Source organism: Myroides sp. A21 (genome assembly GCF_000807225.1).
In the GTDB taxonomy this organism is placed as follows: Bacteria; Bacteroidota; Bacteroidia; order Flavobacteriales; family Flavobacteriaceae; genus Flavobacterium; species Flavobacterium odoratimimum.
On sequence record NZ_CP010327.1, the window covers coordinates 3412175 to 3429950 of the forward strand.

The 17776-nt window shown below is 33.8% G+C and carries 16 protein-coding genes; 3 read left to right on the forward strand and 13 right to left on the reverse strand.

Annotation, left to right across the window (positions count from 1 at the left end; all coding sequences use genetic code 11):
• Positions 1-6: 6 nt before the first annotated feature.
• Entirely contained in the window at positions 7-1218 is a 1212-nt protein-coding gene (gene mnmA / locus MYRA21_RS15225; protein WP_036474025.1) for a tRNA 2-thiouridine(34) synthase MnmA, read from the reverse strand.
• A gap of 329 nt (positions 1219-1547) precedes the next feature.
• On the opposite strand from mnmA, the gene MYRA21_RS15230 reads away from it, so the two are divergent.
• A complete protein-coding gene (locus MYRA21_RS15230; protein WP_016649313.1) occupies positions 1548-2300 on the forward strand; it encodes an SIMPL domain-containing protein in 753 nt (250 codons plus the stop codon).
• 127 nt (positions 2301-2427) lie between these two features.
• Here the strand turns inward: MYRA21_RS15230 and proC are convergent, their stop codons facing one another.
• From proC to MYRA21_RS15245, 3 genes are all read right to left on the reverse strand, one after another.
• Positions 2428-3237: a pyrroline-5-carboxylate reductase gene (proC, locus tag MYRA21_RS15235; RefSeq protein WP_016649312.1), complete on the reverse strand. Its 810-nt coding sequence runs from the start codon at positions 3235-3237 to the stop codon at positions 2428-2430.
• Positions 3238-3286: 49 nt separating this feature from the next.
• Positions 3287-5194 (reverse strand): membrane protein insertase YidC, encoded by a 1908-nt coding sequence (gene yidC, locus MYRA21_RS15240; RefSeq protein WP_039329655.1) that lies wholly within the window; start codon positions 5192-5194, stop codon positions 3287-3289.
• A 62-nt stretch (positions 5195-5256) separates the two neighbouring features.
• Positions 5257-6870, reverse strand: coding sequence for a CTP synthase (locus tag MYRA21_RS15245; protein ID WP_006260057.1), 1614 nt, complete (start codon positions 6868-6870; stop codon positions 5257-5259).
• 414 nt (positions 6871-7284) lie between these two features.
• On the opposite strand from MYRA21_RS15245, the gene MYRA21_RS15250 reads away from it, so the two are divergent.
• Positions 7285-7854, forward strand: coding sequence for a Crp/Fnr family transcriptional regulator (locus MYRA21_RS15250; protein ID WP_039329657.1), 570 nt, complete (start codon positions 7285-7287; stop codon positions 7852-7854).
• Between the two features lie 196 nt (positions 7855-8050).
• On the forward strand, positions 8051-9547 hold the full coding sequence (locus tag MYRA21_RS15255) for an amino acid permease (protein ID WP_006260055.1): 1497 nt from the start codon (positions 8051-8053) through the stop codon (positions 9545-9547).
• 98 nt (positions 9548-9645) lie between these two features.
• On the opposite strand, the gene MYRA21_RS15260 is transcribed toward MYRA21_RS15255, so the two are convergent.
• The 9 genes from MYRA21_RS15260 to MYRA21_RS15300 form a co-directional block, all read right to left on the reverse strand.
• Positions 9646-10047, reverse strand: a complete 402-nt coding sequence (locus MYRA21_RS15260) for a hypothetical protein (protein WP_006260054.1) — start codon at positions 10045-10047, stop codon at positions 9646-9648.
• 50 nt (positions 10048-10097) lie between these two features.
• The gene (locus MYRA21_RS15265) at positions 10098-11054 is read right to left on the reverse strand and encodes a ketopantoate reductase family protein (RefSeq protein WP_006260053.1); all 957 of its coding nucleotides are present in this window, start codon (positions 11052-11054) and stop codon (positions 10098-10100) included.
• 241 nt (positions 11055-11295) lie between these two features.
• Positions 11296-12633, reverse strand: a complete 1338-nt coding sequence (locus tag MYRA21_RS15270) for an NCS2 family permease (RefSeq protein WP_006261330.1) — start codon at positions 12631-12633, stop codon at positions 11296-11298.
• A gap of 89 nt (positions 12634-12722) precedes the next feature.
• A complete protein-coding gene (locus MYRA21_RS15275) occupies positions 12723-13511 on the reverse strand; it encodes a GLPGLI family protein (RefSeq protein ID WP_006261331.1) in 789 nt (262 codons plus the stop codon).
• A gap of 18 nt (positions 13512-13529) precedes the next feature.
• Positions 13530-14594 (reverse strand): ankyrin repeat domain-containing protein, encoded by a 1065-nt coding sequence (locus MYRA21_RS15280; RefSeq protein ID WP_006261332.1) that lies wholly within the window; start codon positions 14592-14594, stop codon positions 13530-13532.
• A 104-nt stretch (positions 14595-14698) separates the two neighbouring features.
• Entirely contained in the window at positions 14699-14992 is a 294-nt protein-coding gene (locus MYRA21_RS15285; RefSeq protein ID WP_006261333.1) for a hypothetical protein, read from the reverse strand.
• A gap of 220 nt (positions 14993-15212) precedes the next feature.
• On the reverse strand, positions 15213-16061 hold the full coding sequence (locus MYRA21_RS15290; protein WP_006261334.1) for a hypothetical protein: 849 nt from the start codon (positions 16059-16061) through the stop codon (positions 15213-15215).
• Positions 16062-16065: 4 nt separating this feature from the next.
• Complete coding sequence (locus tag MYRA21_RS15295; protein ID WP_039329660.1) at positions 16066-16860, reverse strand: hypothetical protein; 795 nt, start codon at positions 16858-16860, stop codon at positions 16066-16068.
• A gap of 18 nt (positions 16861-16878) precedes the next feature.
• Positions 16879-17664, reverse strand: coding sequence for a hypothetical protein (locus tag MYRA21_RS15300; RefSeq protein ID WP_006263700.1), 786 nt, complete (start codon positions 17662-17664; stop codon positions 16879-16881).
• Positions 17665-17776: the final 112 nt, after the last annotated feature.

Below are 17776 nucleotides of genomic sequence, written 5' to 3' on the forward strand. Positions count from 1 at the left end.
GGTTGTTTATAGTTTCGAAATAACACCCGAACCAATTAGTTCGTCTTCGATATGCCAAGATACAAATTGTCCTTCTGTGATAGCGGATTGCGGTTCGTCAAAACGAACGTACATACCTTCTTTCATCTTGTGTAAAGTAGCTTTTTGCAAAGGTTGGCGATATCTTATACGTGCTAATATAGACATTGTTTCTCCTTCTTGCAATGCTAAATCTTCTCTAATCCAATGAATTTCTGATTCTTTTACAAATAATGCTTTGTGAAACAATCCTGGGTGATCACTTCCTTGACCTGTGTAAATAATATTCTCCTTTACATCAGTACCTATAATAAACAATGGCTCAGCAGTACCTCCCACATTTAGTCCCTTGCGTTGACCAATAGTAAAGAAGTGTGCTCCAAAGTGCTCACCTACCTTTTTACCCATTTCAGGTGTATATACAATTGATTTAGCTTCACTGTATAAAGCATCCTCTAATGTAGAGAATGTCTCTTCCTCTTTCGTATAGATAGACGAATCTTTTGGTATTTCGTAGATAAGCCCATCTTTTCTTTTCAACTGCTGTTGTAAGAATTCTGGCAATCTCACCTTACCAATAAAACACAATCCTTGAGAATCTTTTTTGTCTGCTGTGATTAAGTTCATCTTAGCTGCTATCTCACGTACTTGTGGTTTCAACAACTCTCCAACTGGAAATAGTGCCTTCGCTAATTGCTCTTGAGATAACTGACATAAGAAGTAAGACTGATCTTTATTAGGATCTACACCAGCCAACAGTCTATATACTGTCTCCTGTGTTCCATCTTCTTTGGTAATGACCTCTTCATCTTTGCGACAATAATGCCCTGTAGCGACATAATCTGCTCCTAAAGTCAATGCTATTTTCATAAATACATCAAACTTAATCTCGCGATTACACAATACGTCTGGATTAGGGGTACGACCATTCTCATACTCCTTAAACATATAGTCTACAATCTTCTCTTTATATTGTTCACTTAAGTCAACTGTTTGGAATGGAATCCCAAGCTTCTCAGCGACCATTAAAGCATCGTTGCTATCTTCTAGCCATGGACATTCATTAGAAATTGTCACAGAATCATCGTGCCAGTTTTTCATGAAGAGTCCAATAACTTCATACCCTTGTTCTTTCAGTAAATAAGCTGCGACACTTGAGTCTACACCTCCCGAAAGACCTACTACTACTCTTTTCTTCATAATAAAAAATATTGTGGCAAATTTACGAGAAATGCCGCAATACAAAAAGCTTTTGAATTTATCTTATCTTTTAATTATGACTTTAGCATAGATAAAAACTATACTATCTGAGGTAATGCTTTAGAATTTAATACTCTAATTCTTCTTAATACTATCCCTTTCTAAAGTACCTTCCTCTACACTAGATTAAACAAATAACACAAAAACACATTATATGTAAAAAAATTAAGTTAATTCATATTTAATAACACTACATTATTGGTATTTTTTATGTAATTTGAATCACATAAAATAAATTTATTATAAAGACACAGTAATATTCAATTATCATGCAAAACAAAACTTTAGCTAAATCACTTGTCTTAGGCTCTTCTCTATTATTGAGCTTTACTTTATTAGGCCTTTTTATTTTCAAAGGGTTAAAAACATTTAGTGATAAAGATCGTATAGTCACTGTAAAAGGATTAGCAGAAATGAATGTGATGGCAACCTCTGCTACCATTATTATTGATTTTTCTATTTCTGGTGATGATTTACAACAAATAATGAAACAAACAGAACAGAAAAAAGAGGCAATTATTACTCATCTAACTAATCTTGGTTATCAAAAAGAAAATATTAAAATCGATAATATAGAAGTAAATGATAAAGAAAAATATTACGAATTCCGTCGGGAAAATGGACGACAAGTGTCAGTAAAAATAGATAGATATTCTATTACGCAGCAACTAAACCTTGAAATGACTGATATAAAAGAGACAGAAAACAAAGCTTCACAAATTAAGTTAGATTTAATTAGTAAAGATTTGACTTCAAATATAAATTCTATTTATTCTTTCCCTGAATTAAATTCGATTAAACCACAACTAATAGCTGAAAGCACAAAGAATGCACGCATCGCTGGTGAGCAGTTTGCTAACGATTCACAAGCAAAATTAGGCAAAATAAAAACAGCCTCACAAGGACAAATCACTATTGCTGGAAGATATTATTTTGATGAAGAAGAAATGAATAATGCAAATAAAGAACCTTATACTCAAAAAGCGAGAGTAGTAAGCACTATTGTTTTCTTTCTAGAATAACAACTATTCTAAAAAGAACTTACTTTTTCCTTACCTAAAAAAGCCTCTATGTTTAAATATATTTAAACATAGAGGCTTTTTTTATTCAGAAACCAAAATATTATCTATAATCTAACTCAATAGCATCCTACCCTAATTTCTTACCCAGTAACTCAGATTGGGCTTTTGCTCTATGAATTCCTTCCACTAATTTTTGTAATACTTCTTCTTCATTGAAATACTTAATCGCTTGCTCAGTAGTACCACCCTTAGAAGAAACTTTCGCTATCCAATCTTGTGTAGATAACGAATTAGCTTCGTATAGGCCAAGAGCACCTGATATGGTTTGCTTCACTAACAATTCTGCTTGTGACGGTTCAAAGCCATAAGATATTGCTGCCTGTATCATGGCTTCCATAAAATAAAACACATAAGCAGGTCCACTACCTGATACCGCAGTAGCTGCATCTATTTTATTCTCTTCAGACACATATACAGACTTACCTGTGGTATTAATTAAGTTCTGAATAATGAACAACTCTTTTCGATCTAATTCTTCTGAAGCAGTAAAAACAGTCATACCTCTACCTATCTGAGTAGGCAGATTAGGCATGGAACGAACTATTTTTTCGATTCCTAAATCTTCTTTTAAACGATCTATAGAGATACCTGCCATCACAGAAACGACTATCTGATCTTTATTTACATATTTCTTTAGATCTGCAACTAGTATAGAAAAGTCCTGGGGTTTCACTGCAACGATAACAATGTCACATGATCCTATATCACCATCCAATTGATAGCGATAAGACAACTGATGAATATTACGACTATCTTCTGTAGCCTTCTGTGAACGCGTGTATATCAATACATCTGATGGGTTAATAAACCTAGAGTTAATAAACCCATTGGCAAACGTGCTCCCCATGTTTCCCATTCCTATAATTGCAATCTTCATAAAAAAAAAACACCTCTGAATTTGATCAGAGGTGTTAAATATAAAAGAATTATTTATTTTTCTTCTTTCTTTCTTCTTGTAATTTTTGTTGCTCTTGTGCTTGTTGCATCATTTCTTGCATTTTACGTTGGAACTTACCTTTAGGACGTTCTTTCGTTTTATTGTCTTCAATGATAGCTTTAATCTTATCTTCTTTTACAATATGGTTTTTAATAACATACATAATACCAATTGTAATCAAGTTAGAAATAAAGTAGTACAAACTCAATCCTGATGCGTAGTTATTAAAGAAAAATAACATCATCAATGGAGAGATATAGATCATCACCTTCATGATTTTACTCATATCAGGCATTCCTTCTTGAGCTGGTGCCGCCATTTGTTGGTCTCCTGTAGTCATCTTCATATATATAAAGATTGCAACAGAAGCTAAAATAGGGAATAAACTCACGTGGTTACCATAGAATGGAATACGGAAAGGCAATTCTAAAATCTGGTCATAAGATGATAAGTCATCTGCCCATAAGAATGATTTTTGTCTCAAATCAAATGCTGATGGGAAGAATTGGAACAATGAATAGAAGATAGGAATCTGTAACAATGCTGGAATACATCCTGCCATTGGGTTAACTCCTGCTTTAGAGTACAAATTCATTGTCTCTTGTTGCTTCTTCATTGGATCATTCTTATATTTTTCGTTCAACTCATTCACTTCTGGACGAATTGCTTTCATTTTTGCTTGAGAAACATAAGACTTATAAGTCAATGGAGAAATTAATAATCTCACAAGTACAGTTAATGCAATAATAGCAATACCATAAGGTAAGAATGAACTCAATACTCCGAATACTGGAATAAATAAGAAACGGTTTAACCATCCAAAGATCCCCCATCCTAAAGGAACAATCTTATCTAGTCCTTGATCATAAGACTTTAATAATTTATAATCAGCTGGTCCGAAGAACCACTTCATATCATAGTTTAACTCTCCACCTGTATAAGCTAAAGGCATTTTTGCATTAAACTGTTTAGTGTAAACAGTATCTACTGCCTCATCATGAACCAAGTTAGCTGATTTTAAACTAGCTGTATCAAAAGCTTTATCTGTAATTAAAACAGAAGCGAAGAAGTGTTGTTTAAATGCAACGAAACTTACATTTTTAGCTTCAGTACTGTCATCTTTACTTGTATTACTTAGACTGTTATCTTTTCCTCCTTCATACTCATAGTATACACGAGTATATTGGTTCTCATAAGTAATACTCTTCTCATTACTATATGCTTTTAAGCTCCAGTCTAATGCTGGTGTCTCTGCTGTATTAATAACTCTACTTAATCCTTGTGTACGAATAGTAAAGTCTAACATATAGTCATCTGGCTTTAATACATATCTATACTCTAAAAACTCAGTAGCTGATACTTTTAAACGCATAGATAACACTTGATTCTCCCCTTCTTTTGTTAATTCAGGTTCAAAGAACAAGTCTCTTGTATTAAACTTTTTGTTGTCCTTCGTATATAACTCTAAACTAAACTCAGCGTTATTATCTTTAATTAACTCTACTAGTTCTTTAGAGTTTTTATTAAAACGAGCATTGTTATTGATTACAACATTTGATAAACTACCTCCTTTATTTTCAACAACTAAAGTCAGTAATTCATTCTTAAGTTCTGTTTTACCTCCTTGAGCAGATGGTAATGTTGCACTATAAGCAAATGGGCCTAAAGCAGCTTGTAAAGCAGTATTCTGAACAGAATCCACCTCTACATGATTACTTATAGCACTTGAAATTTTCTCAGACTCAGCTTCTTTAACTATCTCTTTTTTGGCTACCTCTTTGTCCTGAGCGATAGCTTCTTTTTCTTTGTTGATATTATTCAACATCATCCAAATTAGCAACCCGGCTATAATAACAAAGCCGACAATACTGTTACGATCTAATTTTTTTCCTTCCATTACTTAATTTGTAGTTTATCAAATTTTTCGCTGTAATAATACTTGCTTATTACCTTTAGAACTTATTTTGTTCTATTATCAATTGCTGCCTTAACCAAGCTTACAAAAAGTGGATGTGGTTTTGCCACTGTACTTTTATATTCAGGGTGGAACTGCACAGCTACGAAGAATGGATGAGTATCTAACTCTACCACTTCTACTAGTCCTGTATCAGGATTCCATCCAGAAGCTATTAAACCAGCTTTTTCAAAATCTTCTAAATATTGATTATTAAATTCATATCTATGACGGTGACGCTCATTGATTAGACTTTCTCCATAAATTTCAAAAGCTTTAGAACCTTCTTTTAATTTACAATCCCATCCACCTAGACGCATTGTACCTCCTTTATCTGTAATATTCTTTTGATCTTCCATAAAAGTAATTACAGGATATTGAGTACTTTCATTCACCTCAGTAGTATTAGCAGAAGCATACCCCAATACATTTCTTGCGTATTCGATTACAGCCATCTGCATACCTAAACAAATACCTAAGAATGGTATCTTGTTCTCTCTTACATATTTTACAGTCTCTATTTTTCCTTCAATACCACGAGAGCCAAAACCTGGTGCTACTAACACAGCATCTAAGTTCTTTAATTTCTCTGCTACATTATTAGCATTGATATTATCAGATTGAATAGAAACGATATTTACTTTTATTTGATTTTCAGCACCACCGTGTACTAATGCTTCTAAAATAGATTTATAAGAATCTTGTAATTCTACATATTTACCTACTAGCCCTACATTTACTACATGCAATGGATTTTTAAGTTTATGGATAAACTCATTCCATTTCACTAAATCTGGAGATGTCTTCTCTGGTAAATCTAATTTCTTAAGAGCTACTCTATCTAAACCTTCTTGTAGCATTAAGTTTGGCACATCATAGATAGTATCAGCATCGATAGACTGAATAACAGCTTCTGGTTTTACATTACAGAACTGTGCTAACTTCTGACGTATCTCAGTACTTAAGTTATGCTCTGTACGACAAACCAAAATATCTGCCTTAATACCGCTCTCCATTAAAGTTTTCACAGAGTGTTGAGTTGGCTTAGTTTTAAGCTCTCCTGCTGCTGCTAGATAAGGTACTAAAGTCAAGTGGACTACGATAGCGTTATTATCTCCTAACTCCCATAATAACTGACGTACAGACTCAATATAAGGTAAAGACTCAATATCCCCTACTGTACCACCTATCTCAGTAATCACGATGTCATAGTCACCTGATTTACCTAGAAGCTGCATACGTTCTTTAATCTCATTCGTGATATGAGGAACTACCTGTACCGTCTTTCCTAAAAACTCTCCTCTTCTCTCTTTCTCTATTACAGAAAGATAAACGCGTCCTGTAGTAACATTATTCGCTTGAGAAGTAGGTACATTTAAGAATCTCTCATAGTGACCTAAATCAAGATCAGTCTCTGCGCCATCATTTGTTACAAAACACTCCCCGTGTTCATAAGGGTTAAGTGTTCCTGGATCCACATTAATATACGGATCAAATTTCTGGATAGTGGCTGAATATCCGCGCGCTTGTAATAGCTTAGCCAAAGAAGCTGCTATGATTCCTTTTCCTAAAGAAGATGTAACTCCTCCTGTAACGAAAATATACTTAGTTTGTTTCATTTAGTGTGTGTATTAGCTGTGTTGTTAACAATAAAACTTGGCAAAAATACAACATTCCGAGCTATTCTTCTAATTTTAGATTAGCTAAAAAAATATCAACAACTAACTTATCCTCTCCAAATCATCAATATTATACTTCTAACAAGATTATTCACAACTGCATAAAAAAATCATGCATTATATCTCATTAGTATATACTTTTGTATATTAATTGCTTATAAATACAACATTGCCTATTCTAATGACAGAAGACTCAATTGTTAAATTTTAAAACAGATTATTTCATCACCATTGTATTATAAGAATTTTAACACTTATGCATTCCTAAAAAGGAAGTAATACAACAAAAAACGATATAGTAAATATTTTTTTGAGATAAACTCAAAAACAATAGAAAACAATAAATCAAGCTAAATGATCATAGAACAAATTATCGATAATATATATCCTCTTTCAAAATCTGCTAAAGAGAAATTAACTGCTGTTTTTACAGAAATCTCTTTCCCTAAAAATTACCTATTATCTGAATATGAAAAACATGAAAACTATTTCTATTTTATCAAAAATGGATTAGTTAGAGCTTATGCTATTCAAGAAGATAGAGAATTGACCTTTTGGTTTGGAAAAGATGGAGATCCAGCCCTATCGATGTATAATTATATTCTAAACAAACCTAGTTATGAAACGATTGACTTAATAGAAGATAGTACATTCTATTTCACTAAAATAAGTCAATTAGAACAGCTCTACTCAACAGATATTGAGATTGCGAACTGGGGAAGAAAGTTTGCTGAGATAGAACTTCTAAAGACAGAAGAACGTTATATTCTGAGACAAATTAAATCAGCTAAAGAACGTTATATTGACCTTTTAGAACGAGATGCTTCACTCTTAAATAGAGTTCCGCTGAAGTATATTGCTTCATTTTTAGGAGTAACTCAAGTAAGTTTGAGTAGAATTCGCAGTGAATTCTTAAAAAAATAACCCTTTTTTATCAATCTAATAATATTCGAAGCAATCCCTTTTTCATAGAATAATATTTGCTCGCCTTTGTTTTGACATAAATTATATTCTGATTATTACATTTTATTTAGCTTAAAATTATATTTAAGACACAATATTTCGCTTATTTTATTATCTTTAATTCAAATTAATAAGCAATTTCATTAGAATTAACCTAATGTGTTTTATACTTTTGCAACAAATAGTAACAATGGAAAATCAAAATAAAAATCAAGAAGTAGTTCGTGGATTAAAGGCTAGACACCTTTCCATGATTGCAATTGGAGGATGTATCGGAACAGGTTTATTTATGGCAAGTGGAGAAGCCATACATCAGGCAGGTCCAGGTGGTGCTCTATTAGCCTATGCCATGATTGGTCTTATGGTGTATTTCTTAATGACCTCATTAGGAGAGATGGCTACTTACTTACCCGTATCAGGTTCGTTTAGTACTTATGCCGCTAGATTTGTTGATCCTTCACTAGGTTTTGCTTTAGGTTGGAACTATTGGTTTAATTGGGTTATTACAGTAGCAGTAGATGTCTCTATTGCAGCAGTGGTTATTTCGTATTGGGAGCCTCTAGGATTCTTACCTACTTGGGGTTGGAGCCTGCTCTTCTTCTTAGTCATCTTTGGATTAAATATGTTATCTGTTAAAGCTTATGGAGAATCAGAATATTGGTTTGCTATTATTAAAGTAGTGACTGTTGTTTTATTCTTAGGAATTGGATTATTGACTATTTTCGGAATACTAGGTGGTGAATACATCGGGTTCAAAAACTTTACGTTAGGTGATGCTCCTATTTTAGGAGGCGGATTCTCAGGTAAATTCTTAAGTGTATTAGGCGTATTCCTAATTGCAGGTTTCTCATTTCAAGGAACTGAGTTAATCGGTATTACTGCAGGTGAATCAGAAAACCCTGAAAAGAATATACCTAAAGCCATTAAACAAGTATTCTGGAGAATCTTAGTATTCTATATCTTAGCCATATTCGTTATTGGATTAATCATCCCTTATACAAGTCCTTCTCTATTAGGAGCAGATATTTCTGAGATTGCAAAATCACCTTTCACATTAGTATTCGAAAAAGCACATTTAGCCTTTGCAGCAGCTGTGATGAATGCTGTTATTCTTACTTCTATTCTATCAGCAGGTAATTCTGGCCTTTATGCCTCTACTCGTATGCTATATGCGATGGGGAAAGATGGAATGGCACACAAGGCTTTTGGTGGAACGAACAAACACGGTGTACCGATGATCGCCCTAATTGCTACTGGAGTTGTAGTACTATTAATATTCGCAGTACAATCTACACATCCTAATGCTGTAGACTTTATTCTAGCTGCATCAGGACTGACAGGTTTTATAGCTTGGTTAGGAATAGCGATTAGTCATTATAGATTTAGAAGAGCATTCCACGCTCAAAACAAAAGTCTAGACCAACTAGTCTATAAAGCAAAATGGTTCCCTTTTGGTCCATTATTTGCCTTATTCTTATGTATATTAGTAATCATAGGACAAGATTCTAAACTAATTATGGAGGGAATATTTGACTGGAGAGGAATGCTAATCACTTATATGGGGATTCCATTCTTCTTAGCCTTCTACTTATACCATAAGCTAAAATTCAAAACAAAGCTTATTCCTCTTAAAGAAGTGGATTTAGATAGATAATATTTACTGAAAACGAATAACAGGAAACAACAATCAAAATAAAAAAGCGTGAGTTATTATCTAACTCACGCTTTTTTTAGTAATTATAAAGTAATGCATTAACTCTTAATTTTAATACTTATTATTCCGAAGCTTGTAGCAAAAGTTCCATTGATAAAATCTTTCCCAGGAACCTTTTTGTATTCAAAACTCTCTATCTTATCTACAGCTATACCTTTAAAATCAGAAGATTTTTTTAGTTCATTATTCCCTTCAGAATCTACTAATACAACAGCATATTCACCTTTTTCTACTAATGGTAATGCCCCTTGATTAAAGAACTTTGTAGAGCTCAAATAAACACTTTCGATATACTCCTGTAAGTCAATTGCATTCTCTTTATTTAACATTGTCGCATCTTCCACGTCTAATTTTATAGATACTCTTTCTTTTCTTCCTTTTTCTTGTGCATAGATATTACTTGCTAAACACAAAATTAACAATACCCCAATTTTTCTCATACCCTCTCTTAATTTATAACCTAACTCTAGTACTTATTTTATCTTACTATTTAGTTTCCTATTCCTACATATTTCTCTCCAGAGTGCACTACTAGATAGTTACACATCTTCTTATACATTGGGGTCTCCACTCCCTGTGCAACACCTTGCTTCACCATATAACCTCCCATTATACCAAGTTCATTGTGCTCTTTAAAAGCAGCAAAATCACTGTGCATAGATGTTGTTGACTCATACGGAATTGCCTTTAAACGCTCTATAATAACCTCAACTACATCTTCACCAAGAGCAACTCCTTTCTTCTTACCGATAGCAGAAGCCTCTGTGATTAATTGTCTCATTTCTTCTGGATGATGCTCCATCACACCACCAAAACTACTATCATAATAAGCAGTAGCCATAGCAGAAGAAGAGACTAAAATATACTTCTCCCACACCTCCTTAGATATAGAAGAAGTCGCTTCAGCATGTACACCAGCAGTTTTTAGAATTGTTTCCAAGTCTTTCATCTCTTGAGATATTTGACCATCTAGGCCAAACAGAATGCGTTGTCTACCACTCGGATTATCAATTACCCCTGCTTCTTTTAGACGAGAAACCATATACGTACACCCTTGCCATACTCTAGAAGCGCCAAATACAGCTCTCAGTTGCTCATAAGCCTCTACTCCATTTAACAACGGAATAATCACAGTATGTTCACCTACTGCTGATTTCATATCCTCTATCGTTTGAGACAAATCATATCCCTTAGTCGCAAGGATAATATAATCTGTATGCTCAATATCACTCCACTGAGAAGTAGCGATACTAGGGTACCCCACCACTTCACTATCTTTTGACAAAATAGTTAATCCCTTTTCCTTTATTACTTCAAGGTGCTTCCCTCTTGCGATAAAGCATATCTCTACATCTGTACTATCTTGATATTGATGAGCTAATAATCCTCCATAAAACCCTCCTACACCACCAAGTCCTACTATTGTTATTCTCTTTTTATCTTTCATTATTTTGTTTTTTGTTTTTTTGTGAAATCGTTTTTTTGTGATGTCGTGAAATCGTGATCTAGTTAAGTTTATCATACCAACTATTAGCCTATTCTGTCATCTAAGTACATTATGCCCGTAGGGCAATACTGTAAACTGTTCACCGCAAACCGTAAACAGATATGTTATGCTGTAATTCTATTTACTTGTAAAAGATAGTTCTCTTAAACGAAAAAACAGAAAAACAACATCACAAAAAAACTTATTTTGTCACCACATCCAACACAATCTTTACTAAGAAAAGTATCGATAATACATAGACAGTTGGCGTAATATCCTTGTGCTCTTTTGCTCCTATTTTTAGTATGGTATAACTCAACATACCGAATACAATCCCTTCAGCAATACTGTAAGTAAAAGGCATAAAAACGATCGTTAAGAATGCAGGCAATCCGTCTGATAGTTTCTCAAAGTTGATTCTAGTCACAGACGAAATCATGAATAACCCCACTATGATTAAAGCCGGAGCTGTTGCAGCAGCTGGAATAATCAAAAAGATAGGCCCTAAGAATAAAGCTAACGCAAACATAACAGCCACACTTACTGCAGTTAATCCTGTACGCCCACCAGAAGCTACTCCTGATGCACTCTCTACATAAGAAGTAACAGAACTCGTTCCTAAGATAGATCCTACTGTAGTCCCCATCGCATCAGTAAATAAGGCTTTTTTCATCTGCGGAAAGTTACCATTCTTATCGGCCAAATTAGTCTTAGAAATAACTCCGATTAACGTCCCTACAGTATCGAATAGATTTACGAATAAGAATGTAAACACCACTACCACCATATCAATAGACAGTATCTGATTCCATCCCTCTGCTGTAAACATAGGTTTAATCGCCTCTCCAAAGATAGGCTCTATAGAAGGTGGCAACGCGACAATACTAGTCGGCAATGCTACATCCCCTAATATCAACCCAAAAACAGTAGCACTCAAAATACCAAATAGAATAGCTCCATTCACATTTCGGATTAATAAAATACTCGTCACGATAAGTCCAATGAAAGTCATCCATACAGTATGCTGACCAAAATCTCCTAATCTCACTAAGGTATTAGGATCAGATACAACTACACCTGCGCTCTTCAGTCCTATAAGAGTAATGAATAACCCAATACCTGCGGGTATTGCTTCTTTTAAAACTTTCGGTATACTTCTAACAATAAGTTCTCGTACATTAAAAAACGTCAATAACAAGAAAATAATTCCTTCTATAAATACAGCCGTTAAAGCGAACTGCCAAGTATATCCCAAGGTCAAAACTACTGAATAAGCAAAGAAACTATTCAGTCCCATTCCTGGTGCCTGCGCTATGGGTAACTTTGCATAAAAACCCATTAATAAGGTTGCTACGATTGTAGCTAAGGCAGTTGTGGTAAATAACGCTTCTCTATCCATCCCTGCATCTGCTAAGATATTTGGATTCACGACCAAGATATAAGACATGGTCAGAAACGTGATGATACCTGCTATAAACTCTCGTTTAATAGTAGTACCATTGCTACTCAACTGAAAGTAGCGCTCAAGAAAATTCTTCATTGTGTTGTGTTGTTGCTTTTTAAAGCATACAAAAATAAGAAGATTTAACCAATTCTAATTAAAATAAAGAATTATATCGGCCTTTATATCTAATAATCGCGTTCTATAGGATTTATATAATTTGCCTTCTTTACATTTAAACTCTCTTGCCCTTTTTCACCTATAGTTATACCAGTTCCCTCTAAATCACTTAAAAAGGTCTTATTAGCATTGATACTCATGGCCTTCTTTGTCTTCTCTTTAGAAGATTCTGTATAAGTCCCTATTTCATTTACATCCCAAATCACTTTAATCTTTTGACTATTTAAAAATTCAAAAGAATACTGTCCTTCGGTATCCCAAGCCTTTACTACGAATCCTGGTAAATTATTGAACTTATAAGGACCTACTTGCCCTGCAATACCTTGTGTAAACCATACTGTCCACTCCCTTCCTCCATACGTAGCAGTTGCCTCTTGCACGTCATAATCATACCACTTTAGTTTACTTGCTTTGATATCCCACTTGATTTCATTTCTATCTTCTTTATAGTAGTTATGTAATCGCCCTATCTTATCATAAAAGGTATTGGTATCCTTATCTGTCATTACAAACCAATTAAAAACAGGTACATAAGACACTACTTTTTGCATAATCTCTTCTTTAGAAGTATTCTCTGATTTGGTTAGTCGCCATCTCTCTCTCTCATAAGATGCATAATCCATAAATCGAGATTGATCCTCTAGCACATCAACAACAGCTGTCCCATCCTTAATTTTACCTACAGATTTATCAGTTAAGACCTTGCTTTCATAATAATATCTCATCACTTCTACTTCCTTAAACTCTTGAGCAGATAGAATACAACTAGAAAACAGTAATAAATACAAATACTTCATATCAATTATCATTAAAGATTATCTCTTATACTTCACTTCACCTAATTTTATTGGATTGCTATTCTTAAGTACCCAATTATTCGCCGATTCACATAGATAATTAAGCTCTCTCGTTTCACCATCACCACTTTTTCGAATTTCCTTTACTAACGCAGTGATGTCTTCTAGCTCCTTTTGAGACAATGCATTCGAAGAAGATACATACACTAAGAAAGCATCTAACATCTTTTTAAAATCAGCATCCCAATTGCCCCCTCCATTTCTATAAATTTCATCGCGAACCTTCCCTGCTATACGCACTACTTCTCCTTGCACAGTCTTGGCTTTACCCTTAGAAGGAATTAAGTAGTCCCAAAGTTCCTCAAACTGTTCTTCCCACGTAGTACCTGCTACTTCTATTTTAGATACTCCATCGTGCATAATACGTCTTTTAACAGGCGTGACATCGAATAGTTCATATAAAGCAGTCAAAGCTTTATCGCTATCTACTACAAACTCTTTATTAAAATTTTCTCTATGAAATTCAAAGCGTTCTCCTATACGAGTAACATCATCTTTTAATCCTAACGTAATCTCTTTTGTAAATGGTAAAAGTAACTTAGTGATTTCTACTAAAGCAGGTAAGTCAATATTACTAGCACGTCTCAATGCGCATTTTAAAGGTGTTTCTTTATAAGAGTCTAAAACATGAATATTAGCTCCTACTTCTATCAATCTCTTTACAGCGTCCTTATTAAGTCCATACCCTGCAGCAAAGTGTAATGGCGTAGTGCCATAGGTATCCACAGCATGTATATTAGCTCCTAATTCTAAGAAAACAGCTATACTTCCATTGCGTCTACTAGCGTGTTCATGTAGCGCTGTTCGCTTATATGTATCTACAGCTTCCAGATCAGCTCCATTCTCCACCATCCAACGGACAAACTCATCCTTGACATGATAAAAACTCAAGGCAGTATGCTTACTATAACCACCGCGTGCATCTATCTCACAAGTGTCAAATACTTTCTTTAACGCTTTCATATCCTTAGCATCTACTAATTCTTGAAAGTCCTTGGGTAGGGTTTTCTTCTTCTTTGCCATTTACAACTTTTCTTTTTCTTTTTTCAACCCGAATATACAAAGAATAATGCAATATAATTTAAACTATAAATAATATTTATTAAAACTAAGCACCAAAATCAAAACTATCTGCAATGCTTCTTCAAATCAAAAGGTATTGTATATAAACCATAAGAACTCTTTATCCTAAACATATCTAATAAAAAATAGCTTCTTTCTTTAACTAGTTTGCGATAAACATATCCCCTTTTTCCATCACCATTATCCTCTTCTTCTAATACCAATTCTTCTACATTATCTTCGCTAATTACTTCTTCCTCTTCAACTATAGCTTCTACTTTTTCGTAGCTAACTTTTTCGTAGCTAACTTCTTCTACATTTAGTGGCTCTCTCCCTCTATCAAAACCCCAAATAAACACAATAAAAAAATGGTTAAATATCAACCAGTTACAAATTAAAGCATACCAAGCTATAAGACATGAAGTCAAGATGGCTTCATTAAGAAAACATCTAAGATTTTACCTCCTAAAGACTAAAGTCACAAAAAAACCGAGACTCTACAGACTCGGTTTAGTTTTTATTTAGACGTTTCTCTATTAATATACAAAACAATTATATTAGTTAATAAGAAACCAATACTTACAAAATTGGTTCAGTCATAAAGGTGACCTTCATAGAAGAGTGAGCCATAATCGGAGCCCAATCAAAATCTCCTACCCTAGGTTCAAAGTAGAGCCATTTATCATCATTATTCAGAGTATAATGATATTGTTTACCAGGATAATTCGTCTCCGTAGCTTTCGTTCGAATCTTATATGTTTTGCCTTTTTTAACCTCTATACTAAAATTAGAAATACCTACACTAGAGTTAAATCCCGAATCTGTAACTAATAATGGTGAGTGCACAGTATTACCCGTAAAAACAACAGTTCCAGTATTATCAGTAACTTCAGTTGTACATATTATATTTGCAGCTGCTCTCTCACTACTACTCATATCACCATAAATAACGAACTCTAAAAATAACAATCCATCTCTATCTGCTACATAGTCATAATCAAATTCTGTCATATTCACTACTGTAGGAGTGGTAGTTTTACTTTGTAAATCATATTGCTTATTAGTCAGTTTAAAAGTTACAAATTGCATATCTCTACTAGGTGAGGTTTTTACATACATACGCATCCATCTATTCTCACTTGTCCAGTAGTGAAACCCCTCTCTTAAATCTCCTGTATCAACTGTATTATAAACTATCATCCCAGCCTCCATATGTGCAGGATCTAATGGTGCAGCAGAGGTCATACTTACTAGCTTCACTCTATTTATTAATAATCCTTTATTGTCAGACTCTAAGGTCAGATCCGCCTCTTTAATAGGTAGTACAGCATTACCCAACCCTACTTGTGCATTAGTCATACAAACATTGAATAATGTAATCATTACTGTTAGGACATGACAAATCCTTTTTACTATTTCCTTTTTCATAATTTTAATTCGTAAGTTCTGACAAAAACGTAACCTTTAAAGACGATTGATAATTACTATTTGGACCAACAAGGTTACCTACCATATTCTTAAATTTATTAGCATTTGGTCCAGCATAAACATTACTAGCAAAAGTATTAACCGTATATTTCTCCCCTCTCTTTACATTAACATAATATATACCTACGGCAGTCACAGCTTTGTTTCCATCACCAGGCACAACCATATAAGGAGAAATAGCACAATACTCTCTAGAAATCTCTTTTTTAGTAGAGTCAGTGATTATAGTCTCGAAGAGTGCATCTGTAGCCCCTTGTAAAGTAGCATTACCTGGTTGATAAGTAACATAGGCTACCATTAAATATTCTAAAAACAAAACTCCATCTTCTAAAGCAGTATATTCAAAATCTAGATCCTTCATTTGCACACTTTGCTGATATGGAACTTCTATACTTGATTTTGTCCTAAAGTATCCTACTAAGTTAGTAAGACGTGTAGGTGTCTTTTTAGAATAAATTTTAGTCCACTTTTTTTCACTAGACCAAAAATAAACCCCTTCTGTAAGATCACCTGTCACATTAGTATTATACACCGTTACACCTACATCTAGACTAGTATCTGATAACGGTTTAGGCGAATTCAAACTAACTAGTTTCACTCGATTAAACAACATCCCTTTATCTGTAGAGCCTAAAGTTAACTCCGCATTAGGGTTAGGTAAAGTAGTGTTTATCCCCTGCTGTGCAAAGAGAGAAACACTTATAAAACAATAAAACAATATATATTTATACAATCTCATATCAATTCTCTTTTTATATTATAAACTTAATTCTGATAAGAAAGTAACCTTCATAGATGAATATACTTTTTTACCTCCAATACTAAGTGTGCCTAACGTAGGTTTTGCAACATTGTAAAAATTCCCAGCCCAATACTCTTCGCCTATATGACTTATATTATATGTTTTTCCTTTCACTACAGGGATAGAAAAGTTAGAAATCCCTACAGTTATTTTGCCTGGTTCATTTACAGTAGCAACAAAAGGAGACATTGTAGTAACACCGTTAAAGACCTCAGCCCCTGTCTCATCTACTATATTAGTAAACAAATAGGTATTACCCGCAATAACTACAGATCCTCCTGCCATAGTACTATATATACTTAGATCTAAAAAAAGTGTACCATTCTCTTCAGCCTTATATACATAATTCAACTCGTCTATTGGTACCTTAATCTCGTAATCTGGTAAGAGATATTCCTTAGTTGTTTTCTTAAACGCAAGGAAGTTCATATCTCGCGTAGGAACATACTTAATGTATAAACGAGACCAGCCGTTACTAGAGTGCCAAAAATAGTATCCCTCTACTAGGTTTTTAGTTGGGTCTACAGTAGTGTTATACACTAATGTACCTGCAACCATGTTTTCCTTTTTTAGAGGAGCCGCAGATAATACATCTTGTAATTGCACCCTATTAGGAAGCATCCCCTTATTCTCTGACCCTAATGTTAAATCTGTATTTTTATTAGGTAATTTAACACCTATACTCGATTGACTGAATACAGATGTGCTGATTAATAAAAAAGTAATTAATAATATTCTCATAGCAGTACTTTGTAATTATGTTAAAAAACAAATATTAAATACAAATTTAACAAAAAAACAAACACAAAACACGTCAAATAAACATATAGAGAAATAAATTTTAAAAAACACA